Annotated in this window: 28 protein-coding genes; 16 read left to right on the plus strand and 12 right to left on the minus strand. The window is 67.6% G+C overall.

Translation table 11 applies throughout. The features are described 5' to 3' along the window. Positions 1-4: 4 nt before the first annotated feature. From E5A74_RS12500 to E5A74_RS12525, 6 genes are all read right to left on the minus strand, one after another. The gene (locus E5A74_RS12500) at positions 5-1,063 is read right to left on the minus strand and encodes a phage major capsid protein (RefSeq protein WP_135985417.1); all 1,059 of its coding nucleotides are present in this window, start codon (positions 1,061-1,063) and stop codon (positions 5-7) included. A gap of 93 nt (positions 1,064-1,156) precedes the next feature. Next, the gene (locus E5A74_RS12505; protein ID WP_135985419.1) at positions 1,157-1,531 is read right to left on the minus strand and encodes an HK97 family phage prohead protease; all 375 of its coding nucleotides are present in this window, start codon (positions 1,529-1,531) and stop codon (positions 1,157-1,159) included. Next, positions 1,528-1,836: a DUF6127 family protein gene (locus E5A74_RS12510; protein ID WP_135985421.1), complete on the minus strand. Its 309-nt coding sequence runs from the start codon at positions 1,834-1,836 to the stop codon at positions 1,528-1,530. The genes E5A74_RS12505 and E5A74_RS12510 overlap by 4 nt, the downstream gene beginning before the upstream one ends. A 202-nt stretch (positions 1,837-2,038) precedes the next feature. Beyond that, complete coding sequence (locus E5A74_RS12515; RefSeq protein ID WP_135985423.1) at positions 2,039-3,148, minus strand: phage portal protein; 1,110 nt, start codon at positions 3,146-3,148, stop codon at positions 2,039-2,041. 85 nt (positions 3,149-3,233) lie between these two features. Next, positions 3,234-3,902, minus strand: coding sequence for a spermidine synthase (locus E5A74_RS12520; RefSeq protein ID WP_135985425.1), 669 nt, complete (start codon positions 3,900-3,902; stop codon positions 3,234-3,236). Between the two features lie 27 nt (positions 3,903-3,929). After that, on the minus strand, positions 3,930-5,228 hold the full coding sequence (locus tag E5A74_RS12525) for a DNA-packaging protein (RefSeq protein WP_135985427.1): 1,299 nt from the start codon (positions 5,226-5,228) through the stop codon (positions 3,930-3,932). Between the two features lie 244 nt (positions 5,229-5,472). Here E5A74_RS12525 and E5A74_RS12530 point away from each other — a divergent pair, with 244 nt between their 5' ends. Then, a complete protein-coding gene (locus tag E5A74_RS12530; protein ID WP_206365851.1) occupies positions 5,473-5,805 on the plus strand; it encodes a VanZ family protein in 333 nt (110 codons plus the stop codon). Here E5A74_RS12530 and E5A74_RS12535 read toward each other — a convergent pair. After that, positions 5,760-6,959 carry a DUF418 domain-containing protein gene (locus E5A74_RS12535; RefSeq protein ID WP_240699789.1) on the minus strand — a complete coding sequence of 400 codons (1,200 nt, stop codon included), beginning with the start codon at positions 6,957-6,959 and terminating at the stop codon, positions 5,760-5,762. The two genes, E5A74_RS12530 and E5A74_RS12535, sit on opposite strands and share 46 nt — an antisense overlap. A 243-nt stretch (positions 6,960-7,202) precedes the next feature. On the opposite strand from E5A74_RS12535, the gene E5A74_RS12540 reads away from it, so the two are divergent. From E5A74_RS12540 to E5A74_RS12555, 4 genes are read left to right on the plus strand one after another with little or no spacing between them, the layout of a single operon-like run. Continuing rightward, complete coding sequence (locus tag E5A74_RS12540; protein ID WP_240699790.1) at positions 7,203-8,750, plus strand: GGDEF domain-containing protein; 1,548 nt, start codon at positions 7,203-7,205, stop codon at positions 8,748-8,750. 53 nt (positions 8,751-8,803) lie between these two features. Continuing rightward, the gene (locus E5A74_RS12545) at positions 8,804-9,007 is read left to right on the plus strand and encodes a hypothetical protein (protein ID WP_135985431.1); all 204 of its coding nucleotides are present in this window, start codon (positions 8,804-8,806) and stop codon (positions 9,005-9,007) included. Positions 9,008-9,039: 32 nt separating this feature from the next. Further along, a complete protein-coding gene (locus tag E5A74_RS12550) occupies positions 9,040-10,722 on the plus strand; it encodes an AMP-binding protein (protein ID WP_135985433.1) in 1,683 nt (560 codons plus the stop codon). Between the two features lie 23 nt (positions 10,723-10,745). Next, positions 10,746-11,117 carry a plastocyanin/azurin family copper-binding protein gene (locus E5A74_RS12555; protein WP_135985436.1) on the plus strand — a complete coding sequence of 124 codons (372 nt, stop codon included), beginning with the start codon at positions 10,746-10,748 and terminating at the stop codon, positions 11,115-11,117. Positions 11,118-11,134: 17 nt separating this feature from the next. Here the strand turns inward: E5A74_RS12555 and E5A74_RS12560 are convergent, their stop codons facing one another. Next, on the minus strand, positions 11,135-11,941 hold the full coding sequence (locus E5A74_RS12560; RefSeq protein ID WP_135985438.1) for a DUF6454 family protein: 807 nt from the start codon (positions 11,939-11,941) through the stop codon (positions 11,135-11,137). Positions 11,942-12,113: 172 nt separating this feature from the next. After that, positions 12,114-13,496 carry an NAD-dependent succinate-semialdehyde dehydrogenase gene (locus E5A74_RS12565; RefSeq protein ID WP_135985440.1) on the minus strand — a complete coding sequence of 461 codons (1,383 nt, stop codon included), beginning with the start codon at positions 13,494-13,496 and terminating at the stop codon, positions 12,114-12,116. Positions 13,497-13,646: 150 nt separating this feature from the next. Here E5A74_RS12565 and E5A74_RS12570 point away from each other — a divergent pair, with 150 nt between their 5' ends. The 9 genes from E5A74_RS12570 to E5A74_RS12610 all read left to right on the plus strand — a co-directional run bounded on the left by E5A74_RS12570 (position 13,647) and on the right by E5A74_RS12610 (position 19,678). Beyond that, positions 13,647-13,892 (plus strand): exodeoxyribonuclease VII small subunit, encoded by a 246-nt coding sequence (locus E5A74_RS12570; protein ID WP_135985442.1) that lies wholly within the window; start codon positions 13,647-13,649, stop codon positions 13,890-13,892. A 4-nt stretch (positions 13,893-13,896) separates the two neighbouring features. Continuing rightward, positions 13,897-14,805: a polyprenyl synthetase family protein gene (locus E5A74_RS12575; protein ID WP_135985444.1), complete on the plus strand. Its 909-nt coding sequence runs from the start codon at positions 13,897-13,899 to the stop codon at positions 14,803-14,805. Beyond that, on the plus strand, positions 14,802-15,191 hold the full coding sequence (locus E5A74_RS12580; RefSeq protein WP_135985446.1) for a hypothetical protein: 390 nt from the start codon (positions 14,802-14,804) through the stop codon (positions 15,189-15,191). Before E5A74_RS12575 ends, E5A74_RS12580 begins: the two co-directional genes overlap by 4 nt. A 4-nt stretch (positions 15,192-15,195) precedes the next feature. After that, positions 15,196-15,702, plus strand: a complete 507-nt coding sequence (gene coaD, locus E5A74_RS12585; protein WP_135985448.1) for a pantetheine-phosphate adenylyltransferase — start codon at positions 15,196-15,198, stop codon at positions 15,700-15,702. A gap of 71 nt (positions 15,703-15,773) precedes the next feature. After that, positions 15,774-16,469, plus strand: coding sequence for a peptidylprolyl isomerase (locus E5A74_RS12590; RefSeq protein WP_135985450.1), 696 nt, complete (start codon positions 15,774-15,776; stop codon positions 16,467-16,469). Continuing rightward, positions 16,470-17,528 (plus strand): tRNA preQ1(34) S-adenosylmethionine ribosyltransferase-isomerase QueA, encoded by a 1,059-nt coding sequence (gene queA, locus E5A74_RS12595; protein WP_135985452.1) that lies wholly within the window; start codon positions 16,470-16,472, stop codon positions 17,526-17,528. A 13-nt stretch (positions 17,529-17,541) separates the two neighbouring features. Then, positions 17,542-18,051: an EF-hand domain-containing protein gene (locus E5A74_RS12600; RefSeq protein WP_135985454.1), complete on the plus strand. Its 510-nt coding sequence runs from the start codon at positions 17,542-17,544 to the stop codon at positions 18,049-18,051. A gap of 42 nt (positions 18,052-18,093) precedes the next feature. After that, positions 18,094-19,011 carry a cation diffusion facilitator family transporter gene (locus tag E5A74_RS12605; RefSeq protein ID WP_135985456.1) on the plus strand — a complete coding sequence of 306 codons (918 nt, stop codon included), beginning with the start codon at positions 18,094-18,096 and terminating at the stop codon, positions 19,009-19,011. Continuing rightward, positions 19,004-19,678 (plus strand): HAD hydrolase-like protein, encoded by a 675-nt coding sequence (locus tag E5A74_RS12610; protein ID WP_135985458.1) that lies wholly within the window; start codon positions 19,004-19,006, stop codon positions 19,676-19,678. The genes E5A74_RS12605 and E5A74_RS12610 overlap by 8 nt, the downstream gene beginning before the upstream one ends. 42 nt (positions 19,679-19,720) lie before the next feature. On the opposite strand, the gene E5A74_RS12615 is transcribed toward E5A74_RS12610, so the two are convergent. After that, positions 19,721-20,347, minus strand: coding sequence for a cupin domain-containing protein (locus E5A74_RS12615; protein WP_240699791.1), 627 nt, complete (start codon positions 20,345-20,347; stop codon positions 19,721-19,723). Between the two features lie 44 nt (positions 20,348-20,391). Between E5A74_RS12615 and tgt the strand changes: the two genes are divergently transcribed. Together tgt and E5A74_RS12625 are read left to right on the plus strand one after the other, a co-directional pair. Beyond that, positions 20,392-21,540, plus strand: coding sequence for a tRNA guanosine(34) transglycosylase Tgt (gene tgt, locus E5A74_RS12620; RefSeq protein WP_135985462.1), 1,149 nt, complete (start codon positions 20,392-20,394; stop codon positions 21,538-21,540). A 139-nt stretch (positions 21,541-21,679) separates the two neighbouring features. Further along, positions 21,680-22,630: a cell wall hydrolase gene (locus E5A74_RS12625; RefSeq protein ID WP_135985466.1), complete on the plus strand. Its 951-nt coding sequence runs from the start codon at positions 21,680-21,682 to the stop codon at positions 22,628-22,630. A 223-nt stretch (positions 22,631-22,853) separates the two neighbouring features. On the opposite strand, the gene E5A74_RS12630 is transcribed toward E5A74_RS12625, so the two are convergent. Continuing rightward, entirely contained in the window at positions 22,854-23,777 is a 924-nt protein-coding gene (locus E5A74_RS12630) for a hypothetical protein (protein WP_135985468.1), read from the minus strand. Positions 23,778-23,784: 7 nt separating this feature from the next. Beyond that, positions 23,785-26,334 carry a fimbria/pilus outer membrane usher protein gene (locus tag E5A74_RS12635; RefSeq protein ID WP_240699792.1) on the minus strand — a complete coding sequence of 850 codons (2,550 nt, stop codon included), beginning with the start codon at positions 26,332-26,334 and terminating at the stop codon, positions 23,785-23,787. Between the last annotated feature and the right edge of the window lie 2 nt (positions 26,335-26,336).

A 26,336-nucleotide genomic window follows, 5' to 3' on the forward strand; every position in this document is an offset into this window, starting at 1 on the left:
AGGGTCAGGAAGCCGCGAACTTGAGCAGCTTGATCGCCTCGGAGTTGCTCACCATGCCGCCGACCCGCTTGGTCGCGTAGAAGTGCACGAAGGGCTTGTTGCTGTACGGATCGCGCAACACCTGCGTCTCGCCGCGCTCGGCGATCAGATAGCCGGCCTTGAAGTTGCCGAACGCGATCGACAGGCTGTTGGCCGCGATGTCGGGCATGTCCTCGGCCTCGACCACCGGATAGCCGAGCAGGGTCGCCGGCTGGCCGGCGGCAAGCGCGGGCTGCCAGAGGAATGCGCCGTCGCTGGTCTTGAACTTGCGGATCCGCGCCAGCGTCGCCGAGTTCATCACCCAGCTCGCCCCCTGCCGATAGGGCGCGCGCAGGCTCTGGACAAGGTCGATCAGCTTCTCGTCGGGATTGGCCGCGAACGCCCCCGCCGCGCCGCTCGCCAGATATTGCAGCGTCCCGAAGGCCCGCGTCGCATCGCTCGTCGTGGCGGTCGGCACGGCGAGGAAGCCTTTGGGCTTGTTGACGCCATTGCCCCCGACGAACGCTGCGCCCTCGGCCACGGCGAACTCGCGCGCCACTTCCGCCGCCAGCCATTGCTCGACGTCGAACATCGCGTCGTCGAGCATCGCCTGGCTCGCCGCCGGGTTGGCATAGAGATCGCCCATCGGCGGCGCGACTTCGTTGAACACCGGCGTGTCGGTCTCGGGGCGTGCCACGGTCTCGGCCGCCCAGCCGCTCTCGAAACCGCCGCTGGTCACCAGCTTGCGATAGCCGCTCGATCCGACCTTCACGACATTGGCGATGCCGCGGATCGGCGAAACCGCCTTCAGCGTCGCGTCGATCCGGCTGTCGATCTCCTCGGGCACCGCATAGCCACCTGCGGCGTCGCTCGCGCCCGACAGCGCCTTCATCTCGAAGCCGCCGCTCCCCGAGCGCAGAAAGCCTTCGAACGCCGCGCTGCCGAGCGGCCGCCCGCCCGCCAGCATCGGCCGCGCCGGGGGCAGCCCCGCCGTCTCCATTGCCTCGAAGCTCGCCTCGAGCGCGTCGGTCACCACATCGTCCATGTCCGTCTCCCACAGTAAAGAAACCCTCCTTCCGAAACGGGGAGGGGAACCGCACAGCGCGCGGGGGTGGAGGCTCGCCCGAGGGCAGCCAGGTCAGTCGGCAGCCACGGCGTGCACCCGCGCCAGCGGTTGCATCGGGCTCGCCACGAGGCTGATCTCGAGCAGCTGCAATCCCTTGATCTCGCGATGCGGCCCGGCCTCGGCTTCGGTCACCCGATAGCCGAACGACAGCCCCGTCACCGCGCCCCGGGCGACCGCGGCGGCAAGCTGCGGCTCTTCGACCCGCGCGACCACGCGCAACCCGCGCCGGTCGGCCGCCAGCCGTTCGACCGTGCCGATCGGCTTGCCGCCATGCTGCCAGAGCAACGGCACCGCGCTGACCCGTCCGAACGCCCCGCGTCGAACCACGTCGCCGCCGCGGTCGGGCACGTCGAACACCGCCACATAGCCGGCGAAGCGCACGCTCATTTCAGCCAGCCCGGAAACCCGAGCTTGACCGCCAGCCCGACCAGCAGCAGCGCAGCCGCCATCCGTCCGGCCCAGGAAAAGGCCGCCTTGAGCGCCGAGCGCTTGGCGTCGCGCCACGCCCCCAGCAACTCGCGCAGCTCGGCCATGTCCTTCGCCGCGCCGACGTCCTCGAGCCCCAGACGCGCCAGCGCGCGCTGCGCGCTCGCCTCGCCCGCCTCCTCGGCTATCGCCCGAAGCGTCGCCATGTCGGCGCCGTCCTCTTTCGCCTGCTCGATCAGTTGCGCAAGCAGCGCTTCGTTACGCATGTCACTCTCCCGATTGCCCGGCCGCCCGCTCCGGCCTAGGCAGCGATGATGCCCCGTTGGCTCTTCCCTCTGCTGGTCACGTTGATCGTCGCGCGCGCCGCGCTGCTCGTCTGGGCCTGGTCGACCGATGCCGTCCTCAGGGCAAAATGCGGCAATGTCGGTGGAAACTGGGATAGCGGGACGCGCCGTTGCGCGCTCGTGGTCACACCAGCCCGACCATAGCCCGCTTCTCTTCGTCGCTCAGAAAATCCGCCGCGCTCACCTGACGCCAAAGCCGCTCGCGATCCTCGGCCAGAGCGGTCACGCGATCGAGATCGACCGCCAGCGACGCGCCCTCGAACCAGCCGCGCAACGCCTGTGCGAGCCCCGCGAGGATCGTGTCCGCCACCGGCAGGATCGCGAGCCGCCACAGCGCGCGATTGGCTTCGCGGTAGTTGGCATAGGCAGTGTCGCCGGGCAGCCCGAGCAGCATCGGCGGCACGCCGAAGGCAAGCGCGATCTCGCGCGCCGCCGCGGCCTTCAGCCCCACGAAATCCATGTCGGCCGGCGTCATCCCCATCGCCTGCCATTTGAGCCCGCCCTCGAGCAGCAGCGGGCGTCCGGCATTGGCCGCGCCGGCAAACCCTGCCTCGAGCTCGTTCTTCACCCGCGCGAACTGGTCGGGGCTGAGCACCCCGCCGTCGCCGACGTCGTAGATCAGCGCCCCCGAAGGCCGCGCGGCATTATCGAGCAGCGCCTTGTTCCAGCGTGTCGCGGCATTGTGGATGGCGATCGCTCCCGCCGCCGCGCCGAGGCAGCCGAGCCCGTAATGGTCGTCGACCGGATTGAACGTCTTGAGCTGGACCACCGCGGGGCGTCCTCCGGCATCCTCCGCCGCGAGCCGGCTGACGTGCGCCCCCACCCGATAGCGATAGGCGACCGGCCAGCCATTCGCGTCGGGCTCGACCGTCACGCGTTCGGGTCGAAGCGCGAACAGCTCGCGCACCGCGCCGGCGCTGTCGGTCAAAATCTGTACCCACGCGTTGCCGTGGAGCAGAAGATGCGACGCGATCGTCTCGATCAGCACCTGCCCGCCCGAACGCGCCGTGGCGAGCGCCACCAGCGTCGGATCGCTCGCCGCGAGCGGCACCGATCCCACGCCTTCGCTCACCAGCTTGACTGCGCGCTGCGCCACCGGATTATGGCAATAGCCTTCGCGCACCTGCGCCTCGTAGCTGCGCGGCCATTCGCCGAGGCTGGTGATGGTGCCGCCACGCGCCAGCGCCGGCCGCGCGCGGTCACCCGCGGCGGATTTGCGTCCGAACCACTTCATGCCTGTCTCCCCGATCAGGGTATCGTCCGCCGGCAAACCCCTCCCGCATCCGGAGAGGCAGGGCAGTATGGTCGACCGCCGCGCCTCAGCGCCGCGTCGCGAACCAGATCACGTGCCGCGGCCCTTTGCCGTTGCTGCGCGCCTTCACGCCGACTTCCTCGACGGCAAACCCCGCCTCGCGCAGCCGCCGCGCGAACGCATTATCGGGCGCCGCGGACCACACCGCCAGCACCCCGCCCGGCCGCAGGGCTGCCTTCGCCGCCGCCAGGCCGCGCATCGAATAGAGTCCGTCATTGCCCGGCCGGGTGAGCCCGTCGGGTCCATTGTCGACATCGAGCAGGATCGCGTCATAGCGTCCCTGCCCGCGCGCGATCACCGCGCCGACATCGTCGAGCACCACCGCCACGCGCGGGTCGTCGAGGCATCCCGCCGCCAGCTCCGCCATCGGCCCTTTCGCCCAATCGATGATCTTCGGCACCAGCTCGGCGACGGCGATCCGCGCATCCGCGCCCAGCCGCCGCAGCGCCGCACGCAGCGTGAACCCCATGCCATATCCGCCGATCAGCAGATGCGGCGCCGATAGCGGTAGCCGGTCGATCGTCATGTCGGCCAGCGCTTCCTCGGACCCGCTCATCCGGCTGCTCATCAGCTCGTTGCGGTCTAGAACGATCATGAAGTCGCGCCCGCGGCGGAACAGCCGCAGCGGGTCGCCGCCAGGCACTTCCGCCGTATCGATCAATTCGCGCGGGACCATCTTCGCTCCTCGGGTTGCGCGCCTCGCCTACAGCAAGGTGACCCGCGCCGCACCCCGTTTGCCCAGCATCAATTCGGTCATCGCCCAGACAAGCGCGTCGGCACGGTCGGGCGAGCGGCCCGGGCCCTCATAGCCGCCACCGGCCTGCAACCCGCACAATTCATCCTCGAGCGCGGAGAAGCCGCCGACATGCCATGCGCGGCCCGCCTCATAGAGCAGCGCCACCGGCTCGGCGCGCGATACCTTCCCCCGCGTGGCATGGACCAGCGTCACCGGCAGGCCGCTGTCGGCGCCGCGCAGCACGCTGGCCACCATGTCGCCGCCCTGGTTCTTTTCCGCGACGACGCGCTCGGCGCGATGCCGCGCCGCGCACGCCGCCACGGCGCGCGCCCAGCCTTCGGGCGATGCGCCGTGCACGCTGGCATCTTCGAGCACATAGCCGCGTCGGTCGCGCCCCAGCCCCACCGCGACGATGCCGCAGGCATCCCCTCCCGCGCTCGCCGGGGGGTCGACACCGATCACCACCCGCACCAGTTCGGGCGCCGCGCCGATCCGCGCCCGCTCCACCATGTCGCGCGTCCACAGCGCGTCGGGAACGTCATCGAGCAGCTCGCCATGCAATTCCTGCCGCCCGAGCCGCGTGCCGGCATAAATTCCCATCGCGTCGAAAAACCCCCGGGCAAGGTTGGCCCGATTGACCATCGTCGCGCCGCAGGTCTTGATCACGCTCGCATCGGCGACCAGCCGTCGCACCAGCGCAACCGGGCGCGGTGTGGTCGTGGCGACCACCTGGGCCTTGCCCATGCGCAGCGACATCAACAGATTGTCCCACGTATCCTCGCCGTTCGCCCATTTGCCGATCTCGTCGGCCCAGGCGATGTGGTGCTGCGGCCCGCGGAGCTTGTCTGGCTCGCTTGCCGCGAACACTTCTGCCTGCGCGCCTCCGGGCCATTTCAGCCGCCCGATCGACGGCTCCCAGCTCGGCCGCCGCTGCCACCCGGCAACCGCCAGCAGTCCGCTCTCGCCTTCGATCATCACCCGCCGCACGTCCTCCTGCGTCGCGCCGACCAGCGCGATCCGCAGCTTCGGATTGCGCTCGGCTTGCGCGCGCACCCATTCCGCGCCCATCCGTGTCTTGCCGAACCCGCGTCCGGCCATCACCAGCCAGGCCCGCCATTCTCCCGATGGCGGTGTCTGGTCGGGACGTCGCCACCATGGCCAGTGCTTCTCCAGCACACGCGCATCGATTTCCGAAAGCCCGGAGATGCAATCGCGCCACCGGGGATCGAGCGCGGCCTGTTCGGCTTGCGAATACGCCGCGGCCATGGCCCCTCCCGAACGTCGAAGCGGACTGCCGCCGCACACCGAAGTGCCCGACTCGCAGTTCTTCAGCATTCCTGATTAGTGCCACATCAGCGTTGCGCTGTCAAGAACAAATTACCTATATGGTTCGTTTTGATTTCTGCATATCGCCTCGATTGCGCGGCGCCCGGCTTCCATGGCATGCGCCCCTGCCATGCGCCGAGCTCTTCGCCTCGCTTTCTGGCCCGCGGTTCTCTTCACCTTCGTGATGGCCGTTCTCCCCCATCCTCCGCAGCTTCCCGGCCAGCCGATCGACAAGGTGCAGCACATCCTCGCCTTCACCGTGCTCACCGCGCTCGCGGTCGCGGGCTGGCCCGGAGCGGCCCGCTGGCGGCTGTTTCTCGGCCTGTCCGGCTTCGGCGTGCTGATCGAGATTGTCCAGGCGATCCCCGCGCTCCATCGCAGCGCCGACTGGCGCGACTGGCTCGCCGACACCGCGGCGATCCTCGCCGTTCTCGTGTTCGTCGCGCTGGTCGAGCGGCTTCGCGGTGTCGCTCAGCCGGCAGCGGCGCCGCGGAACGGGATGTCGCGCCGACCATAAGTGAGCGCCCGCCAGACCCATTCGACTGGGCCGTAGCGGAACCGCCGAAGCCACCACCGCGCCAATACCAGCTGCGCCGCGATCGCACCCAGCCCGACGAGCAGCCGGGTGCGCTGGTCCCAGTCGTCATGCAGCCCGAGTCCGAAACCGTAAAAGAGCGGCACGAAGATCAGCGACTGGAGGATGTAGAGCGTCAGCGTCGTGCGGCCGACCCCGGCGAGCGGGTGCAGCACCCTCCGCAGCGGACTCTGGAAAAGCGCGAGCAGCAGCAGCGCCCATAGCGCCGTGCCCGAAAGCTCGAACCAACTGCCGAGCAGCGCCCCGAACAGCCGGTTGGCGGCCTCGCCATGGTCGCCGCGCGCGAATGCGGCCGAAAGATCGTCGCGAAAGAAATAGAGCAGCAGCACCGCCGCCGCGGCGATCGCCAGCGCGATCCAGCGCGCCCGCGCATAGGCGCCCAGCCGCGCAAAGAAACCGATCCGGCCGAGCATCATGCCGACCAGATACAGGCCGAGAATCTGGGTGAGTCGGCCCGATTCGAGCATGAACCACCATTTGGGCAGCTGGCCCTGCCAAAGATTGGCGCGCAGATATTCGCCGAACGTGCCCGACAAATAAGTCGCCATCGCCGGATCGGAATAATGGTTGGGCGGCTGGTTGGCCCAGCTCGCCCCCGCCATCGCCGCGCCGAGCTGGACGAGCAGCAAGGGGCTGAGGAAGCAGAAGGCGGCGACTGCGATCAGCACCCGATTGTCCCGGACGCGGTGGAAGGCGAGGAGCAGGAAGCCCATCAGCGCGAGCAGCTGGATGATGTCGCCGCGATAGACCATCGCGTGGAGAAAGCCGATCCCGAACAGCACGGTAAGCCGCCACGCGAAGCGCGCCGTGAAATCACTGCCACGCCGGGCAGCGCGATCCATCAGGATGAAGAAGCTGAAGCCGAAGCAGAGCGCGAGCAGCGAGAAGCTCTTGCCCATGAACAGAAGATAGATGGTGTCGGCGACAGCGCCGGGGCGCGGATCGGCCCAGTAGAGCTCGTAGCTCTCGATCATGTGCACCAGAAACAACGCCATCAGCGCGAAGCCGCGCACGATGTCGACCGATTCGAGCCGCGTGTCGTTCATCGCCGTTTCCGGCGCCGTCACCTGCTGCATTCCCTCTCCCCTTTTCGCGGCGCGACGCTAGCCGCGGCCGCTCGCGAAATCCAACGCTTGCGTCCCGATCTTTACCGGTTGTTCGTCATGCGGCCCTAGCATCGGGTCATGGCCGGGGGGTTCATCAGATTGGTCCTGGCATTTGCCGGAGGCATCGCGCTGTTTTGCGGTGCGCCCGCGCATGCGCAAAAAGGAGTCGCGGGCACGCCGCTCCGGGTCTGCGTGCTGCGCGATACCGGTGGCATGGATCCGGCCACGCTGATTCGCCAGCCCGCACGCTTCGACTGCGCCACGGCGCAGCATCGGTTCGGCCCCGGCAACTATTGGGTGATCTCGCAGGACATTCATCAACGCTCGCGTTCGCGCGCGCCGCTCAACGTGCGCCTCGCCAGCCTGTGGCAGCAGAGCCTGACGCTGCACGTCCTCTATGCCGACGGCAAGATCGTCTCGCAGACCACCGACGCGCGAGGACTAACGCCGCTGATCCAGCTCGGCGCGATCGCCGAGCAGCCGCTTCCGCGCAGCCAAGCGAATGTTGTGCGCCTGCTCTGGCATGTCGAAGGGGCGGCCAATCTTCGCGGGATCCTTCTCGGCGCGCGGCTGTCGACGGCGAAGGAAAGCGAGCACGCGAATCTCGCGATGGCAGCGCTCTATGCGGGCTTTGCCGGACTCGCGATCGCGCTGATCATCTACAATCTCGCGCTATGGGGCGCGCTGCGGCATCGCTTCCAGCTCTATTACTGCCTGATGGTCGGGCTGCTGCTCGCCTATACCTTCTCCTCCTCCGGCGCGCTGGCCTGGGCGTGGCCCGACATCGCCAACAACAGCCGGCTGCGGATCAACTTCCTGCTGCTCGGCGGCACCGGCACCGCGGCGCTGGTGTTCGCGCGCAGCTTCTTCGAGGAACGCGTCTTCGCCGGCTGGCTGGGGCGCTACGCCACCGGGGTCGGGCTCGCGATGGCCGGGGTCGGTCTGTTCTATTTCCTCACCGCGCCGTTCGCGATCAAGGCGGTCGATCTCGCCTTCACCTGCTCGTTCGTCGCGCTCTCCGCCGCGGTATTGCCGCTGCTCTGGCGCGCGTGGCGGCTGCGCAGCAACTATCTCTGGCTGTTCGCCTTCGCATGGGGCGCGCCGATCCTCACCGCGGCGCTCCGCGCGCTCGCCAATCTGCATTTGCTGCCGTGGAGCTTCTGGATCGACAATTCGACGATCCTCGCGATGATGGTCGAGGCGATCGTCTCGTCGCTGGCGGTCGCCTATCGCATCAAGCTGCTCCGCGCCGAACGCGACGACGCGATCGAACGCGAAGTGATGACCCGCCGCCTCGCCGATACCGATCCGCTCACCGGGCTGCTCAACCGTCGTGCCTTTCTCCACCAGGCGATCGGCCGGGCCGGCGAGCAGCTGCTGCTGATCATCGATCTCGACCATTTCAAGCGCGTCAACGAGACGCTGGGCCATGATGGTGGCGACGAAGTCCTCCGCGTGTTCGCGCGCATGCTGCGCACTTCGGTGCCGCAGGGCACGCTGGTCGCGCGGATTGGCGGCGAGGAGTTCGCCATCCTCACCCCCGCCGATCGCCCGATCGAACCCGAGTCGGTGTTGGCGCGCCTCCGCCAGATGCGGATGCCGTTCGACATCAAGGTGACCGCGAGCATCGGCACCTGCCAGGGCACGCTGGCCAGCGAGGTCGACTGGAAGGCGCTCTACCGCATCGCCGATACCGCGCTGTTCGACGCCAAGTCCGCGGGGCGCGACCGGGTCCGCCATGCGATGCGCGCCGCCGCCTGACCGCCTTGCCGCTCCGCCGCCCCGGGCCTATGCTCGGCGCGGGAGGAACGAGGATGCAGCGCCGCCACAGGATATTGATCGCCGCCGGCGCCGCGCTGATGCTGCTCGCGCTCGCCGCGCCGGGGCACCGCGCCGACATCCGTATCCTCACGCATCGCCCCGGCGATCTCGCCCCGCAAAAGGCGCAGGCCGTGGTCGATCTCGGTCTCGCCTCGATCTCGGTGCTCGTCACCTGGAGCAAGCGGCTCGGCTATTGAACCGCATGCCCGGCTTGCTTACACCCGTGTAAATGAGTGATTTCGAGCACGTCTGGCGTACCGCGTACCGGCATCCCGGCAGGTGGGACGATGTCTTCCCGCCGGTGTCGATGGTCACGCTGTTCGAGGCGAGCACCGCCGCCCATCCGCAGGCGCCGCTGCTCGATTTCATGGGCCGCAAATACAGCTATGCCGAGACGCTCGATGGTGCCCGCCGCGTCGCCTGCGGGCTGAAGGCGCTCGGCTATGGCCCGGGCGACCGCATCGGGCTCTTCCTGCCCAACGTGCCCCATTATGTCGCCGCCTATTACGGCATCCTCATGCTCGGCGCGACGGTGGTCAATTTCTCGCCGCTCTATTCGGTCGACGAGCTCTCGGCGCAGGTCGCCGATTCAGGGACGAAGCTGCTCTTCACCCTCTCGGCCTCGGCGCTGCTGCCGACCGCGCTCAAAGTGCTCGAGGCGAGCGCGCTCGAACGGCTCGTCGTCGGCTCGATCGCCGGCGCGCTCCCTGCCGCCAAGTCGCTCTTTTACCGCTGGTTCCGTGGCAGCGAAGTGACCCCGCGCCCCGAGGAGCCCCGCATCCTCGCCTTCTCGCGGCTGATCGCCAATCCGGGCCAGTGCGAGTCGGTTGCGATCGACCCCGAGCGCGACGTCGCGCTCATCCAATATACCGGCGGCACCACCGGAACGCCCAAGGGCGCGGTGCTCACCCACCAGAATCTGTCGGCCAATGCCCGCCAGGTCGCGCAGCTCGATCCCGACATGGGCAAGACGCAGGACAGCATTCTCGGCGTCCTCCCCTTCTTCCATGTCTTCGCCAATACCTGCGTACTCAACCGCACCGTGCTCACCGGCGGCGAGATCGTCATGCTGCCGCGCTTCAACGCCAAGCAGGCGCTCGCCGAGCTCCGCCGCACCCGGCCCCGCTCGCTCCCCGGCGTGCCGACCATGTATCAGGCGCTGCTCGATGCGCCGGGCATGAAGCCATCCGACTTCAGCTCGCTCAAATTCTGCATCTCGGGCGGCGCCCCGCTCCCTGCCCAGCTCAAGGAGGAATGGGAGCGCATCACCGGCGCGCGGGTGATCGAAGGCTATGGCCTGTCCGAAAGCTCGGGCGTGGTCTCGACCAACCCCTATGACGGCCTCAACAAGCCCGGCACGATCGGCCAGCCGCTCGCCGCCACCCGGGTTCGCCTCGTCGACAAGGAAGACCCGACACGCGCCCCGCCCCAGGGCGAGCCGGGCGAGATCGTCGTCTCGGGCCCGCAGATCATGCAGGGCTATTGGAACCGTCCCGATGCCGACGCGGAGGTGTTCGTCGATGACCACTGGTTGCGCACCGGCGATGTCGGCCTGATCGACGAGGACGGCTATATCCGCATCGTCGACCGGTTGAAGGACATGATCGCGGTCGGCGGCTTCAAGGTCTTTCCGAGCCAGATAGAGGCAGTGCTGTATCGTCACCCGGCGGTGAAGGAGGCCCTCGTGCTCGGCCTCCCCGACGCCTATCATGGCGAGCTGCCCCACGCCTATGTGGTGCTCGACGAGGACGTCGAACCGGTCTCGGGCCCCGAGCTCTGCATTTGGCTCAACGGCCAGCTCGGCAAGCACGAGCGTGTCTCCGAGGTCGTCATCCGCGATAGCCTCCCCAAGACGATGATCGGCAAGCTCAGCCGCAAGGATCTGCTGGCGGAGGTGCGCGGCGAGGCCTAGTCTGGCGCGATCAGGAGGTGCCCATGCCCGTGCGTCTCGCTTTGCCTGTCCTGGCCTTGCTCACCGCCTCGGCGGCGCCCGCCCCGCAGCGTATCGACGTGGCGCTGTCCAACTTCCGGTTCACGCCCGCGACGATCGAGCTCACCCATGGCCGGCCCTACATCCTGCACCTGTCGAGCAAGGGCGGCCACAGCTTCGCCGCGAAGGCATTCTTCGCCGCGGCGGTGATCCCCGCCGCGGATCGCGCCCGGATCAAAGACGGCAAGATCGAGCTGGCGGGCGGCGACAGCGTCGAGATCCACATCACCGCGCCGACAGCGGGCAGCTACCCGATCAAATGCACCCATTTCCTCCATGCCGGCTTCGGCATGACGGGAAAGTTCGTGGTAGGGTGATCCGCGCCGGCGACACGCTAGGCCGGCCGGCTCTCGTCGCGATCCTCGAGCCGGAAATGAAACAGCCGGCTGGGGCCATCTTCGGGGACGACATATAGGTCGCGGCCCTCGATCGCCATTCCTTCGCCGGTATAGGGTCCGCCGCGGCCGAAAGGTCTTACGGGCCCGCTCGCGCCCGCACGCAAGGTCCGTTTGGTCTTCATCGAGGGCCAATCGATCCAGTCCACCGCGCCGCTCCACAAGGTCAGCGATCCGCCCGCGACGAGCTGGCCGTCGACGAACTTCATGTCCTGGTAGCGCGTGGGCGAAGGGTTCGGCACGATCCGCGCCGGCGCATCTTCGCCCAGATCGAAGATGTAGAGCAGTTCGCTGTTCCAATTGCCCGCCACGAGGTGGCGGCCAGAGGCCGCCACGCAGCCCAGATGGTCCGCCACCGGGATTTTGCGGCGTATCGCGAGGCTATCGGCATCGACTTCGACGAGCATCGCCGAACTATTCGGGCGCAATTCCGCCACCGGCACCCAGATCGAACGCCCGGAAAGCGATATCCCACCCGGATGATATCGCGCCCCGTCCGTCAGTTCCAATCGCCGCAGGAACTTGCCCGTGCGCCGGTCGAACTCGTGGATATAGCCCTTCCGAAGATTCTGATCGACGGACGTCACCCAGATGCGCCGGCTATCGAGTTCGAGACCCTGGACGTGAAACAACTCGCCCTTGAGGTCGATCGTGCCCAGCAGGCGCGCATGCTCGATCGCGCCATCGAACTGATCCGGCGCGGCGGCCACCGACAGGCACGACAGCACCAGCAAAAGTCCGGTCAAACCGGATCGCACGGTCTTGCGGATCATGTGACTTGGCCCCGGACTTTGCGTGTCCGGGCCCCATCGCAGACTTGTGTGTCAGAAAAGCTTCGCTCCCGGCCGAGCGGCCGATCGAGAGCCGCCATCCGTCAGGTCGAACCGTCGGTTCTCCGTACGCGGCGCAGAAGCAAGCCTAGTCCCCCGCCTGCGCGCCCTTGCCGTACATCACCGCCTTCAAATTCATGAACTCGTGCATCCCCCACGGGCCCAGCTCGCGGCCATGCCCCGACAGCTTCACCCCGCCGAACGGCGCCGCCGGGGTCGAGGCGAGCAGCGCATTCACCGCGGTCATTCCCGCCTCGATATCGCGCGCGAACCGCTCGATCTCGGCTTCGTCCTGCGTCCACACCGCCGAGCCGAGCCCATAGGGCACGTCGTTGGCCAGCGCGATCGCCGCCTCGATGTCCGCGGCCTTGTAGACCGCCGCGACCGGTCCGAAGATTTCCTCCTTGGCGACATCGCTCTCGGGATCGAGCCCGACCAGCACCCCCGGCGTCATCCACGCGCCCTCGCGCTCGATCTTCTCCGCGCCGAACAGCAATTCGGCCCCCGCAGCCTTGGCACGCTCGACCTGCTCGAGCACGGTATCGCGCTGCTGGACGCTCGAAAGCGGCCCCATCCCGGTGTCGGCCGCCATCGGATCGCCGATCTTCACGGCCTTCATTCCCGCCGAGAACTTCTCGAGGAACGCGTCATAGACCTCGGCGTGGACGATCATTCGCTTGGCGCAGATGCAGCTCTGCCCGGCATTCTGCACGCGTGCGGTCACCGCGGTCTTCGCTGCCTCGTCGAGATCGGCCGAGGGCATCACGATCAGCGGGTCCGAGCCGCCCAGTTCGAGCACCACTTTCTTGAGCGCCTTGCCCGCCGCCTGCGCCACCTTGGCGCCCGCGCCTTCGCTTCCGGTCAGCGTCACCGCCACGACCCGCTTGTCGGCGATGATGTCCGAGACCTTGTCGGACTTGATCGCGAGATTCTGGAACAGTCCGTCGGGCGCTCCGGCCGCGCTCGCCAGTTGCTGCATCAGCGCGGCGCAGCCCTGCACGCTCGATGCGTGCTTCAGCAGCGCGACATTGCCCGCCATGATCGTCGGCGCGAGGAAGCGCACGACCTGCCAATAGGGGAAGTTCCACGGCATCACCGCGAGCACGGGGCCCATCGGCAGCCAGCGCGCCACGGCCCGCCCGCCCGGGGTCTGCACTTCGCTGGGTTCGAGATAGGACGGGCCATGCTCGGCATAATGACGGAAGCCCGAAATGCATTTCTCGACTTCGGCGATCGCGCTGGCGAGCGTCTTGCCCATCTCGCGCACCGCGGTCTCGGCGAGATGCTGCTTGTTGGCTTCCCATTGATCGGCGATCGCGCCGAGCAACTGCGTCCGCTGCTCGGGCGCCGAGTTGCGCCATGCCGAGAACGCAGTCTGCGCGCGGCCCAGCGCCAGCTCGATCCCGTCGGCGTCGAGTTCCTTGATGCCCTCGCCGGCCTCGCCGGTCGCAGGATTGATGCTGGTGAACATGGGCGCGCTCCCTCGAATATCGCCGCCCAAACATGTGGTGTGCGCCGACGGTTGCAACCCAAATCCCGCCCGAGGCCAGCGCGGCGCGGATTTGGCAGCTGCGTCCAGCGCTGTTGCAATCCCCCGCCGCCCTGCCGCATAGCGGTCGCCATGGCAGACGAAGCGCAGATCACCGACCTCTCGTTCGAGGAGGCCCTTCGCGAGCTCGAGCGCATCGTCACGCGGCTCGAGAGCGGCGATGCGCAGCTCCAGGAGGCGATCGACCTGTACGAGCGCGGCGACCAGCTCCGCCGCCAGTGCGCCGCCCGGCTCGATGCCGCGCAGGCGCGCATCGAGGCGATCCGCACCGACGCGCAGGGCCGGCCCGCCGGCACCGCCCCCTTCGCCGCCGGCTGACCGGGTGGCGAGCGTGGCCGATGCGTCTCTCGCGCTCCAGTCGGCGCTTCGGCAGGTCTCCACCGAGATCGATCGTCAGTTCGATCTGCTGCTCGCGATTCCCGATGATCCGCGCAAAGGGCTGTATCGCGCGATGCGGCACGCCGCTATCGGCGGCGGCAAGCGACTGCGGCCCTTGCTCGTGTTCGGCACCGCGCGGCTGTTCGGCGTCGATCGCCACGCCATCGCCCGCGTCGCCACCGCGCTCGAATGCATCCATGTCTATTCGCTGATCCACGACGATCTCCCGGCGATGGACGATGACGACATGCGCCGCGGCAAGCCGACGGTCCACAAGGCGTTCGACGAGGCCACGGCGATCCTCGCCGGCGATTGCCTGCACGCGCTCGCCTTCGAGATCCTCGCCGACGAGGCGACTCATCCCGATCCCTTCGTCCGCATCGAGCTGGTCGGCGCGCTCGCCCATGCCTCAGGGCCCTCGGGCATGGCCGGCGGCCAGATGATGGACCTCGAGGCCGAGAAGGCGAGCTTCGACTTGCCCACCGTCACCCGGCTCCAGGCGATGAAGACCGGCGCGCTGATCAGCTGCGCGGTCGAGAGCGGCGCGATCCTCGGCCGCGTCTCGCCCGAGGGGCGCACCGGGCTGCGCGGCTATGCGCGCGATGTCGGTCTCGCCTTCCAGATCGCCGACGACATTCTCGATGCCGAGGGCGACGAGGCGCTTGCCGGCAAGAAGCTCCGCAAGGACGATCAGGCGGGCAAGGAGACCTTTCTCACGCTGCTCGGGCTCGATCGTGCCCGTGAACAGGCGCGCCTGCTCGTCGATCAGGCGATCGCGCACCTCAAGCCCTTCGGCCCCGAGGCCGATCTGCTCCGCGACATTGCCCGCTACACGCTCGAACGCGATCGGTGAGACGGCTGGCCGCAGCCATCGGGATCGTGCTGCTCCTGCTGGTGGGTGGGGCGCTCGGCTACGATGGCTACCGCAAGTCGTCGCCTGCGTTGCTGGCGCGCGCGAAGGCGCATGCGATGATGCCGTCGTGCCCGGGCGCGCAGGCCCGCTGGCTTCACGAACGGGAGGGCGGCGTCGACGTAATCCAATGGGCGGAGATCCGCGCTGACAACGCGCGCATGACGGCATGGGCAGCCGCGCTCGGACGCGCGAACAGCGGCTTTGATTGCGACACGCAGCAGGGACATCTCAGTTGCTCGAACATCGCCCACCATCGCGCACCTCCAGCGTGGGGGGCCGCCGTCGATTTCCTGCCCGATCGGGCGCAATTGACTCTTTGGAGTTGAACCGATGACCATCCGCACCGGCGTCTATCCCGGCACCTTCGATCCGGTCACTCGCGGCCATATGGACATCATCCGGCGCGGCGCGAAGCTGGTCGACCGGCTGGTGATCGGCGTGACGACCAATCCCTCCAAATCGCCGATGTTCTCGGTCGAGGAGCGGATGGAGATGGTCAAGCGCGAGACCGCGGGGATCGACGGCGAGATCCATGTCGTCAGCTTCGATTCGCTGCTGATGGACTTTGCCGAGCGCGAAGGCGCCAGCGTCATCGTCCGCGGCCTGCGCGCGGTGGCCGACTTCGAATATGAGTATCAGATGGCGGGGATGAACCAGCAGATCAACGACAGGATCGAGACGGTCTTCCTGATGGCCGATGTCTCGCTCCAGCCGATCGCCAGCCGCCTCGTCAAGGAGATCGCTCTCTATGGCGGCGCGATCCGCAAGTTCGTCAGCCCCGCGGTCGAGGCCGATGTCGCGCGCCGGGTCGGCGAACTCGGCCGCAAGGGCAGCTGAGACGCGGCCTTTCCGCCGCCACAGAGTTGCTCTAGACCCTTGCCCGATAAGAATTCCGAGTGGGGAAGTTGATGCGTTTCGTTGCCGCCCTGGCCGCTGGTGCCGCCTTGTTGTTCGCCGTGCCCGCCGCCGCGCAAAAGGGTCCGCCGTCCAAGCCCGAAGTCGAAACGCTCAAGGGCGTCAGCTCGGATCTCAATCACGGCGTCACCACGGCGCTGCCGCCCGATCCCGAGAACACCTGGGTCCTCGATCTCTCGAGCGGCGGCCGCGTCGCGATCCGGCTGCGCCCCGACGTCGCGCCGAAGATGGTGACGCAGGTCAAGACGCTCACCCGTCGTAAATTCTACGACGGCATCGTCTTCCACCGCGTGATCGACGCGCCCGAGAACATGGCGCAGGGCGGCGACCCGACCGGCACCGGCAGCGGCGAGTCCGATCTTCCCGACGTGCCCGCCGAGTTCAACAATCTGCCCCATGTCCGCGGCGCCGTTTCGGCCGCGCGCACGCAGGACGTGAACAGCGCCAACAGCCAGTTCTTCATCATGTTCGGGCCGCGCCTTGGCTTCGATCATGACTATACCGTGTTCGGCCGCGTGGTCGAAGGCATGCAGTGGGTGGACAAGATCGAGCGCGGCGAGCCGCCTGCGAACCCGACCCGAATCCTCCACGCCTATATCGCCGCCGACAATCCGCCGCCCTATCAGGCCGCGCCCGCCGCCGCGCCGGCGCTGCCGGAGGGCGAGACCAAGGTCACGCTGCCCCAATAAGTGAAGGTCGAGCTTTTCGATTTCGAGCTGCCGAACGAGCGGATCGCGCTTCGTCCGGCGAGCCCGCGCGACTCCGCCCGGCTGCTCGTGCTCGAGGGCGCGGCGGAGACGCGTGACGCCTGCGTCGGCGATTTGCCGTCGTTCCTGCGCAAGGGCGATCTGCTCGTCTTCAACGACACCCGCGTCATCCCCGCCCAGCTCGAGGGCAGGCGCGCCGCGCGCGACGACGACGCGGCGGGCGGCTCTGGGGCGAGCATCGGCGCGACGCTCCACAAGCGCGAAGGGCCGCGGCGCTGGCGCGCCTTCATCCGCAACGCCAAGCGGCTGCGCGAAGGCGACAGCATCGATTTCGGCGCGGACGTCACCGCGCTGGCTTCGGATCGCGCCGAAGATGGCAGCTTCGCGCTCGATTTCGCCGGCGACGAGCCGGTCGAGTTGCTGCTCGAACGGTGCGGCCACATGCCGCTGCCGCCCTATATCGCCTCGAAGCGCCCCACCGATGCGCGCGACGCCGACGACTATCAGACGATGTTCGCCAGTGAACCGGGCGCGGTCGCGGCGCCGACCGCCGCGCTCCATTTCACTCCGGCGCTCCTCGCGTCGCTCGACGCCGCGGGCATCGGCCACACCACGCTCACCCTGCACGTCGGTGCCGGTACCTTCCTCCCGGTCAAGGCCGACGACACCGACGCGCACCGGATGCACGCCGAATGGGGCCGGATCGATTCGGCGACCGCCGAGCGGCTCAATGCGGTGCGCGCTGCGGGCGGGCGGGTGATCGCGGTGGGCACGACAAGTTTGCGCCTGATCGAAAGCGCCGCGGACGCGGACGGCTCGATTGCGCCGTTCGAAGGCGATACCGCGATCTTCATCACCCCCGGTTACCGCTTCAAGGGTATCGACGGGCTGGTCACCAACTTCCATCTGCCGCGCTCGACGCTGTTCATGCTGGTATCGGCGCTGATGGGGCTCGAGCGGATGCAGGCGGCCTATGCGCATGCCATTGCCAGCGGCTACCGCTTCTATAGCTATGGCGATGCCAGCCTGTTGCTGCCCTGAGGTGAGAGAGTCGATGCGCCTGTTCCTGCTGCTCGCAACCTTCGCCGCGTCACCCGCACTCGCGCAGCAGACCCCGATCCCCCCCGTGGTGCCGGTGCAGCCCGCCCAGCCGGCGGCGACGGTGATGGCCGAACCGGTCGCGATGATGATCGCCGCCTTCGATCGCGACGGCGATGCGCGGGTGACCCGTGCCGAGTTCGACACCGGGCTGCGCGCCACGTTCGACGCCATCGACACCGGCAAGACCGGCGCGCTCGGCTATATCGCCTTCTCCGACTGGTCCGAGCGCTGGCTCGGCGATCGCAACACGCTGCCCAGCCCTTTCGAGACCGACCGCGATGGCGACAACAAGGTCAGCTGGAACGAGCTGGCGGCGCGCTTCGACCTCTTCTTCGCCCGGTTCGATACCAACAAGGACGGCGTGCTCGTCCGCAGCGAGTTGCTCACCCTGCGCCCGCAGATGTTCGACCGCGATCCGCGCCGTCGCGGCCGCAGCGCGCCGCCGCAACCGTCGCGTAATTGAGGTCCTAGCATCTCATGCGCATGCCCGGCTAAACCAGCTGCAATGGCGGGACATCACGACCACGATCATCACCACGCCCATGCCCCGGCGGATTTCGGCCGGGCCTTCGCGCTGGGCACGATGCTCAATCTCGGTTTCGTCGCGATCGAGGGCGCGGCCGGATTCCTTACCGATTCGGTCGCGCTGCTCGCCGATGCCGGCCACAATCTCTCCGACGTGCTCGGGCTGCTCGTCGCCTGGGCGGGTGCCGAGCTCGCCAAGCGGCCCGCATCGAAGCGCTTCACCTATGGCTTTCGCGGCAGCTCGATTCTCGCCGCGCTGACCAATTCGGTGCTGCTGTTCGTCGCCGTCGGCGCGATCGGCTGGGAAGCGCTCAAACGCTTCGGCGATCCGCCGGCGGTGCCCGGCCAGATCGTGATGATCGTCGCCGCGATCGGGATCGTGGTGAACCTCGCGACCGCGATGCTGTTCGCGCGTGGCCGCAAGGGCGACATCAACATTCGCGGCGCGTGGCTCCACATGGCCGCCGATGCGGCGGTGTCGCTCGGCGTGGTGATCGGCGGCGCGCTGATCCTGTTCACCGGCGCCCGGTGGATCGATCCGGCGATCAGCCTCGTCATCGTCGCGGTGATCCTGTGGAGCAGCTGGGGCCTCGCCCGCGAATCGGTGACAATGGCGCTGCAGGCCGTGCCCGAGCGCATCGACGCCGAGGCCGTCGAACGCGCGCTGCTGGCGCTTCCCGGCGTCGCGCGTGTCCATGATCTCCACATCTGGCCGATGAGCACCACCGAGGCCGCGCTCACCGCGCATCTCGTGATGCCCGAAGGCCATCCCGGCGACGCCTTCCTGATCGATCTCCAGCACCGGCTGGAGCATGATTTCCGGATCGACCACACCACGGTCCAGATCGAGCTCGGCGAAGGCGCCGAATGCCGCATGCATGGGCGCGCGCATGGCTGATACCGGGCCCGAAACCGGAAACGCCGTCGCGCCCATCCGGCTGGTGATCTTCGATTTCGACGGCACCTTGTCCGATAGCGGCGACTGGTTCCTTTCGGTCGTGGACGATCTCGCGCGCAAATTCCGCTTCCGCACCGTCCAGCCCGACGAAGTCGAGATGCTGCGCCATCGCAGCTCGCGGGAGGTCATCAATTTCCTCGGCATAGCGCGGTGGAAGATGCCGCTGATCGCGCGGCATTTGCGCAAGCTCGTCGGCCGCAACGCCCACCGGATCGAGCTCTTCCCGGGCACCCCCGATCTGCTCGAGCAACTCGCCGCGACCGGCGTCAGGATCGCGCTGGTCACCTCGAACTCCGAGGCCAATGCCCGAAAAATCCTGGGGGAGCAGCACGCCGCGCGGATCGATTTCTACGCGTGCGGATCGTCGCTGTTCGGCAAGGCGCCCAAGTTCCGCCGCGTGCTGAAGAAGATGGGTATCCCGGCCGGCGCGGCGCTGGCGATCGGCGACGAGACGCGCGATATCGATGCCGCGCGCGAGGTCGGTATGCGTGCAGGTTCGGTGCTGTGGGGCTACGCCAGCGAGAAGGTGCTCGTCGCGCACGCGCCCGACACGCTGTTCCGCGAGCCGCAGGACATCGTCGCCTATGTCGCAGCGCATCGCTCCTGATCGGGCGCAGCCCTTCGCGCGATCGCCCTCCCTGCCCGCGCCTCAGCCGAGATGTATTGCCAGCCAGACGCTCGGTCGGTCCTTCGCGGTCCACGTCACCCAATGTTTTTGGCCTCGTGCGATCCAGACATGATCGCCGGCACGCAGGCTGACCTCGTCCGAATCCTCGATTCTTAGTCCCGCGGCGCCTTCGAGCAGTAGCACCCATTCGTCCTGCGCCTGCACCATCGGCTCGTTCGCGGGCGTGGATTGCCCGCGCGAGACGATTCGCTCGACGCGCACCCCCGGCCGCGCGAGCAATTCGGTGAACGCCTCGGTGCGTTTCGCCGCCGGCAGCCTCGTGCGCAGATTCTCGACCTTCACCCGGAAACGCGGTTTAGGCTTCGGTGGGGCTTCCGGCTTCGGCTGCGCCCGCGGCTTTGGCCGCGCTTTGGTCGAGCCCGCCGACTTGCTCCACGCATTGCTCGTCGCGCCCCGCAAATAGTCCTCGATCTCTTCGGCGCTCGCGCTGAGCCCCGTCTTCGCGATCCCGAACACGGGCACGCCACTGGCGTCCTTCAGCCCGTATTTGCCGAAGTCCCCACCCGGCTTGCGGCGCCGCGAGGTGACCAGCCTGAACCCGCGATGGGTCGCCATGGCGCGCAGCTTGTCGGTGGTCTCGTTCGGCATGGTCCCTCGACTCGAAGCAATGGAGGTGGCTAGGGCAACGTCCCATGTCGCTCCCGCGTTTCCAGTTCACCATCCACGCCACCGACGGCAAGGCCCGGCTCGGCACCATCGCAATGCAGCGCGGCGAGATTCGCACGCCTGCCTTCATGCCCGTCGGCACCGCCGCCACCGTGAAGGCGGTCAAGCCGCAGGACGTGCGCGCCAGCGGCGCCGACATCCTGCTCGGCAATACCTACCACCTGATGCTCCGCCCCAGCGCCGAGCGGGTCCACCGTCTCGGCGGGCTGCACAAATTCATGGGATGGGATCGCCCGATCCTCACCGATTCGGGCGGCTATCAGGTGATGAGCCTCTCCGAGCTGACCAAGCGCAGCGAGGAAGGCATCGTCTTCAAGTCGCATCTCGACGGCTCGCGCCATATGCTCAGCCCCGAGCGATCGATGGAAATCCAGCGCTTGCTGGGCTCGAACATCGTCATGGCGTTCGACGAACTCGTCCCCACCACCTCCACCCGCGAGGTGCAGGCAGCGGCGATGGAACGCTCGATGCGTTGGGCGAAGCGGAGCCGTGCCGGCTTCGACGCCGGCGGCGCGCACGCAGAAAGCAATGCCCTGTTCGGCATCCAGCAGGGCGCGCTCGACGAGGGCCTTCGGAAAGCCTCGGCCGACGCGCTGCTCGATATCGGCTTCGACGGCTATGCCATCGGCGGGCTCGCGGTGGGCGAAGGGCAGGAGGCGATGTTCGGCGTGCTCGATTACGCCCCCGGCCAGCTCGATGCCGCCAGGCCGCGCTATCTGATGGGAGTCGGCAAGCCCGACGACATCGTCGGCGCGGTCGAGCGCGGGGTCGACATGTTCGATTGCGTGCTCCCCACCCGCTCGGGCCGCACCGGTCAGGCCTTCACCCGCTCGGGGCCGATCAACATCCGCAACGCCAAATTCGCCGAGGATCAGGGCCCGCTCGACCCGGCTTGTGCCTGCCCGACCTGCGCCGGCTGGAGCCGTGCCTATGTCCATCATCTCGTCCGCGCCGGCGAGATTCTCGGCGCGATGCTGATGACCGAGCATAATCTCTATTTCTATCAGCAGCTGATGGCCGATCTGCGCGCGGCGATCGGCGAGGGGCGGCTCGCTGCATTCGCGGACGCCTTCCGCGCCGCCTATCGTGCCGCCGGCGACGCGCCCAAAGCTTGATTTAACCATAAGCTGTTTCGCGACGGGACGGCGCGGAATCGTAGGGCGAAGCCGTAAGCTTTTCGCGATATATGGATTGCCTACCGAGCCTTTGGGCTCGCATGGGGCGACGCGATTGTTCTGGCGGCGATTCACTCGAATGCAGGCGCGGGGCCTCACGGCGGCGGCGATCGTATCGCTGATCGGCGCCGGCTTTTCGGCCAAGGCGCTGAGCCCGGCTGCCCCGCCCGAGCTTCCCAGGACACCTCCGTCGGGCTTCGAGGCCGAGGATCATTTCCCCGGCGCCGCCTGGTACACCGCAGTCTCGGACGAAGCCGCCGTCGCCACCGGGACCACGGGAACCATGGCGCTGCCCGATCTGCCGGTGCCCGAGGGCGCGGTCGTCGATTCCTCGATTCAGCCCGCCGCGCCTTTCCACGTGGCCGGAAGCGCGATCGATCATGCCCGCGCGCTGCAATGCCTGACCCAGGCGGTCTATTACGAAGCCGCGAGCGAGCCCGATGACGGCCAGCGCGCCGTCGCGCAGGTCGTGCTCAATCGCGTGCGCCATCCCGCCTTCCCGGCGACGGTCTGCGGGGTGGTGTTCCAGGGCTCGGAGAAGCGCGGCTGCCAGTTCAGCTTCGCGTGCGACGGCGCGATGGCGCGGATCCCGTCGCGCGTGGCCTGGGCGCGCGCCGCCCGCGTGGCCGAGGCGGCGCTGGCGGGCAGCGTCTTCGCGCCCGTCGGCATGGCGACGCATTACCACACTTATGCGGTCACGCCGTCATGGAACCGCGCGCTGGTGATGACGGGCGTGTTCGGCGCACATTTCTTCCATCGCTGGAAGGGCTGGTGGGGCATGGCGGCAGCGTTCCACCAGGCCTATCGCGGCGGCGAGCCGCTGCCCGCCCCGCACCTCGCGGCGGCGACCGCGATGGCAGCGCTTCCCGCCGACCGCCCCCATCCGGCGCGCCCGCCTGTCGTCGCGCCGGCGGCGATTCAGCCGGCCTATGTCGAGAGCGGAACGCCAACCGCCGACTACGCGGCATCGACGCTGCCGGAGTCGCAAATCCTCGACAAATGGAAGGACAGCGGCAAGCCGCTGCGTTAAGCCGCCGCCGCGGACGCGCGATGGCGCGTCAATCCGCAGTTAAGCAAATAGCGTCAAGGGTAGCGGGCGCTCTCGCTGCGTGCGGCAAAGAGAGCGCCCGCGCTGCCGCGTGGGTCATCCGGGGGGAGATGACGCGGCAGCTATCGGCAAGGCTGTGGCGCGCGGTGCGAATGCCCGGCGCCCGGTACGACGAAACGCTTACAGATGCGGTACGGTCAGCAGGTCACCGCGGCGCGATCGAGACCGTGATGAGATCGCTGTACAAACCCGCGCGCTTGCCCGCGACGCTGCCGATCACGAAGCGCATCGGCAAAGCGTCGCGCGTCGGATCGGTCCCCGACGAACTATAGTTCGCCGTCGATGCCAGCGAGAGCGTGCTCTCGCCGACCATCAGCTGATACGGCACGCTCCAGTCGGCGTCTGCCATCTTGAGCAAACCATTGTTCTTCGATGCGAATTCGAGCCGATAGGCGCGCGTGCTCGCCACCGTCACCTGCAGCGGGATCTGCGCAACGCCCTCGCTGAGCTCGCCGAGATCGACCAGCGCCTGGCCGCCGTTGCGGCGATACTGGCCCGAAAGCCCGAGCACCGCCGAGGGCAGTACATTGACGCCGAGAACCAGCGAGCGCGAGGCGAGCATTTCCCCCTGCCCCCGCTTCTCGGCGATGAGCGTCACGCGTTGGCTGTAGAGGCCGTCGGCGACCAGCCCGTCCTCATCGACGGCGAACTGAAAGCGCACCAACTGCTGGCTGTGCGGGCGAACCACGATCGGCCGCTGGGTCGCGCGCCCGATCGTCCGGCCCGAGGTCGGCGTCGCGTTGCTGTTCGAGAACTGATCGAGCAGCGTGTAGTTTACGCGTCCCTGCCCTCCGTCGTGCGACAGGCCGAACGTCTCCTGGCTGACCACGAAAACGGGATCGAAAACGCAAGCTGCTCCGCCCTCGTTGTTGAACACCGCCTCATAGATCGCGATGGGTTCGCTGCTGGCGAAGGGATCGTAGCCCTGAATGATCCAGTTCGTCGCCCCACCATCAATGCGTAGCGCGCAATCGGATCGCGCGGCGGCGGGCACGGTTTGCGCAGAGGCGGGAACAGCGAAGACGAGCCCCGCAGCGCTGGCCAGAGTGGCGTAAATCAGGTTCTTCATAGTCACCTCAATTCGCCAACTTCAGGACTATCGTTTTGAGATCGACGAGACCGGTGGTGTCGGCGGGCACTCTGAATTCGAACGCCGCCGAACCTGATCCAAGTTCGACCCGATAGTCGATAGCAGGACGCAGATTTTGGATTGCGAAACGACCGACGGAATTGGTGAAGAACGGTATTGGTTCCTTGTCCTTCCCGTCCTTGGCAATCACGCGCCCGCCCGCCAACGCGACCGGGGTTCCATTCGGGAAGGTGAGGACGCCGGCGGCGCTAACGAACGCATCCGTGCCGATCTTGAGCTTGTAGCCGCTGTGATAGGGCGGATTAACCCGAACCGTGCCGGCCCCGATGTCATAGCCGGCCGGCGGATTCTCGATGTCGTACTGGATCGACTGGGTAACGTAGGAGCTAAGATAGCCGTTCACCGCTCCGCCAAAGGTGCCGCTCTTGCTCATATAGTCGTTGTTGGCGAGCGATTGCCCGGCGACCACGCTCCGGCCCTTCAGGTTGTCGTGCGCGTAGAGCACCGCGAAGCTGTCGTTGATGCGCCGCCCGAGGCCGAACGCGCCATCGGCGAACGCCAGCGAGGTGCCGACACGCACGCCCGTCACATTGTCGCTGCCGAACCTGCCGAGGCTCGGTCCGTAGCTGGCGTGGCTCAACGTGGCGTCGAAACGGTTCGCGATATAGTCCGCAAAGCCTTGGGCGCCCAGCGCATCACCGTCGCGATTGACCGTGGCGCCATAGCCGACGCTGCCGATCCGGCTCGAGGAGGTGTGCGTGTAGGATAGCGAACTGCTGTCGAGCGCGCCATCGTGCCTTGCCTCGAACCGGTCGCGATAGTTTGGCTGGAACACGATCGCGACGTTGAAGCCGATTCCCGATCCGCGACCCAGCCCTTGGTCGAAGCGCGAATAGTCGACGCCCCCGCGCACGCTCAGCTCGCGCGTCAGATTGTAGTTCGCCGAAACGCCGATCCGGTAGCTGTCGCGCCGGTCGCGGCTCTTCAGGTAACTGCCGGTGACGAGCGCCCAGATCCGCTGGTTGATCGCGCGCGTATATTGGCCGGTGATGTTGACGGCGTTGTTGTTGTCGGCGTCAGGGGAGGAAATGAAGGCATAGCGACGCGACAGATAGTCCACGCGCAGGGTCGCCGAATCCACGAGGCCGCCGCGATCGATCAGTTGCTCGAATCCCGCGCCGACCGAAACGCCGGCACCCGCCTCGCGTGAATGGCTGACGCCGCCGTCCAGCAGCAGGCGCGAGCCTCCGGAGAGAACGAACTGGGTCTGGCCGGTCAGCGTCTGAACATGCGCAGTCGCCTGCAGGCCGACGCCGACGGCAGGTGCATTCAGGAATGCCTTGCGGAAAAATCCCGAGAACGCGACCGGTCCATTGTATACCGGCGACTGTCCGAACCTCGTACTGATCGGGCCGACATAGGCCGCATATTCGAAATCGCCGGGGACGAGATCGATCGGATCGAGATAGGAGCTGTAGGCGAGCGACTGGACGCCACCGGCGTTGTCCCGCACCTCGATCTGAACGTCGTTGCTGCCGGAAAGCAGCGGCAGCGCGCTGAAATCATAAGCGCCGGCGTCCAGTCTGAGCTCGCGATACAACACGCCGTTACGCAGGATCCGCACGCTCGAATCGCGCTGCAGAATCAGCTGCCGGTTCGACTGCAGCACCGAAGACCGATAGGGGTCGAAGCGCTGGCGCTGCCGGCTGACGCCAATGCCCCCCATCTGGGCAAAGCCCTGCTGCCCGCGGATCTCGGTCGAGAGATCGCCGAGGAACCAGCGACGATATTGTGCCGGTTCGTCATAGACGAAGCGCGCGTAGTTGCGCTCGAAACTATAGTTTCCGGTGTTGGCAAAGCCCTGCTGCGCGAACTGCCCGTCGCCCTCGAACACAATCCCGCCATAGCGGATTGCGCCGTTGAGATTGAGCGCCGGAGGCGGCGCCTCGTTGGTGTTCCAGCGATAGGACTGGAACACATTGATGTTGAGGAACCCCGCGACCGACGCCGGTTCGATGTCCGGCTTGTCGTTGGGCGGGCGTGAAACGTCGAAAAGCTGCTGCGCGGCGCGTTTGCCCGGGTCGATCGTCAGCACGACGACCGCCAGGCTGCTGGGGTCATATTCGAAAGCGATACCAAGGGGAGCGAGATCCTCCGAGGTAACGTGGTCCCGATTCTGAAGCCGCTGGGTCAGCGCGCTACGCGCCTCGTCGTTGAGCAGCGTCTCGACGAGGCTCTGAAATGCCTTGGTGTCGACCAGCAACCGGTCATCGAACGTCAGACGGATCGTCAGATCGCCCAGGCTGCGCCGCTTGAACAGCAGCGGAACCGTCAGGTCGAGATCGCGGTCGTAGGGGTTGATATCCGGTCGGCCATATTTGCCGATGGGCAGCTTGCTTGCCGAATCCTGCCCAACTGTCGGCAGCGCAGCCTCGGGCGCAGGCTTCTTGTCGTTCGGAAGCGGCACCGGCGCGGTCTGCTGCGCAGGCGTCGTCGGCGTCGCGGGAGTTTCGGCTCCACTACGAGGCAGCGGCACCG

The sequence above is a fragment of the Sphingomonas naasensis genome, from assembly GCF_004792695.1.
Classification (GTDB): Bacteria; Pseudomonadota; Alphaproteobacteria; order Sphingomonadales; family Sphingomonadaceae; genus Sphingomonas; species Sphingomonas naasensis.

Coding starts and splice junctions, on each gene's coding strand:
- E5A74_RS12500 (WP_135985417.1), bottom strand. CDS start 1,063: ATGGACGATGTGGTGACCGACGCGCTCGAGGCGAGCTTCGAGGCAATG.
- E5A74_RS12505 (WP_135985419.1), bottom strand. CDS start 1,531: ATGAGCGTGCGCTTCGCCGGCTATGTGGCGGTGTTCGACGTGCCCGAC.
- E5A74_RS12510 (WP_135985421.1), bottom strand. CDS start 1,836: ATGCGTAACGAAGCGCTGCTTGCGCAACTGATCGAGCAGGCGAAAGAG.
- E5A74_RS12515 (WP_135985423.1), bottom strand. CDS start 3,148: ATGAAGTGGTTCGGACGCAAATCCGCCGCGGGTGACCGCGCGCGGCCG.
- E5A74_RS12520 (WP_135985425.1), bottom strand. CDS start 3,902: ATGGTCCCGCGCGAATTGATCGATACGGCGGAAGTGCCTGGCGGCGAC.
- E5A74_RS12525 (WP_135985427.1), bottom strand. CDS start 5,228: ATGGCCGCGGCGTATTCGCAAGCCGAACAGGCCGCGCTCGATCCCCGG.
- E5A74_RS12530 (WP_206365851.1), top strand. CDS start 5,473: ATGGCCGTTCTCCCCCATCCTCCGCAGCTTCCCGGCCAGCCGATCGAC.
- E5A74_RS12535 (WP_240699789.1), bottom strand. CDS start 6,959: ATGCAGCAGGTGACGGCGCCGGAAACGGCGATGAACGACACGCGGCTC.
- E5A74_RS12540 (WP_240699790.1), top strand. CDS start 7,203: ATGGATCCGGCCACGCTGATTCGCCAGCCCGCACGCTTCGACTGCGCC.
- E5A74_RS12545 (WP_135985431.1), top strand. CDS start 8,804: ATGCAGCGCCGCCACAGGATATTGATCGCCGCCGGCGCCGCGCTGATG.
- E5A74_RS12550 (WP_135985433.1), top strand. CDS start 9,040: ATGAGTGATTTCGAGCACGTCTGGCGTACCGCGTACCGGCATCCCGGC.
- E5A74_RS12555 (WP_135985436.1), top strand. CDS start 10,746: ATGCCCGTGCGTCTCGCTTTGCCTGTCCTGGCCTTGCTCACCGCCTCG.
- E5A74_RS12565 (WP_135985440.1), bottom strand. CDS start 13,496: ATGTTCACCAGCATCAATCCTGCGACCGGCGAGGCCGGCGAGGGCATC.
- E5A74_RS12570 (WP_135985442.1), top strand. CDS start 13,647: ATGGCAGACGAAGCGCAGATCACCGACCTCTCGTTCGAGGAGGCCCTT.
- coaD (WP_135985448.1), top strand. CDS start 15,196: ATGACCATCCGCACCGGCGTCTATCCCGGCACCTTCGATCCGGTCACT.
- E5A74_RS12590 (WP_135985450.1), top strand. CDS start 15,774: ATGCGTTTCGTTGCCGCCCTGGCCGCTGGTGCCGCCTTGTTGTTCGCC.
- E5A74_RS12600 (WP_135985454.1), top strand. CDS start 17,542: ATGCGCCTGTTCCTGCTGCTCGCAACCTTCGCCGCGTCACCCGCACTC.
- E5A74_RS12605 (WP_135985456.1), top strand. CDS start 18,094: ATGGCGGGACATCACGACCACGATCATCACCACGCCCATGCCCCGGCG.
- E5A74_RS12610 (WP_135985458.1), top strand. CDS start 19,004: ATGGCTGATACCGGGCCCGAAACCGGAAACGCCGTCGCGCCCATCCGG.
- E5A74_RS12615 (WP_240699791.1), bottom strand. CDS start 20,347: ATGCCGAACGAGACCACCGACAAGCTGCGCGCCATGGCGACCCATCGC.
- tgt (WP_135985462.1), top strand. CDS start 20,392: ATGTCGCTCCCGCGTTTCCAGTTCACCATCCACGCCACCGACGGCAAG.
- E5A74_RS12625 (WP_135985466.1), top strand. CDS start 21,680: ATGCAGGCGCGGGGCCTCACGGCGGCGGCGATCGTATCGCTGATCGGC.
- E5A74_RS12630 (WP_135985468.1), bottom strand. CDS start 23,777: ATGAAGAACCTGATTTACGCCACTCTGGCCAGCGCTGCGGGGCTCGTC.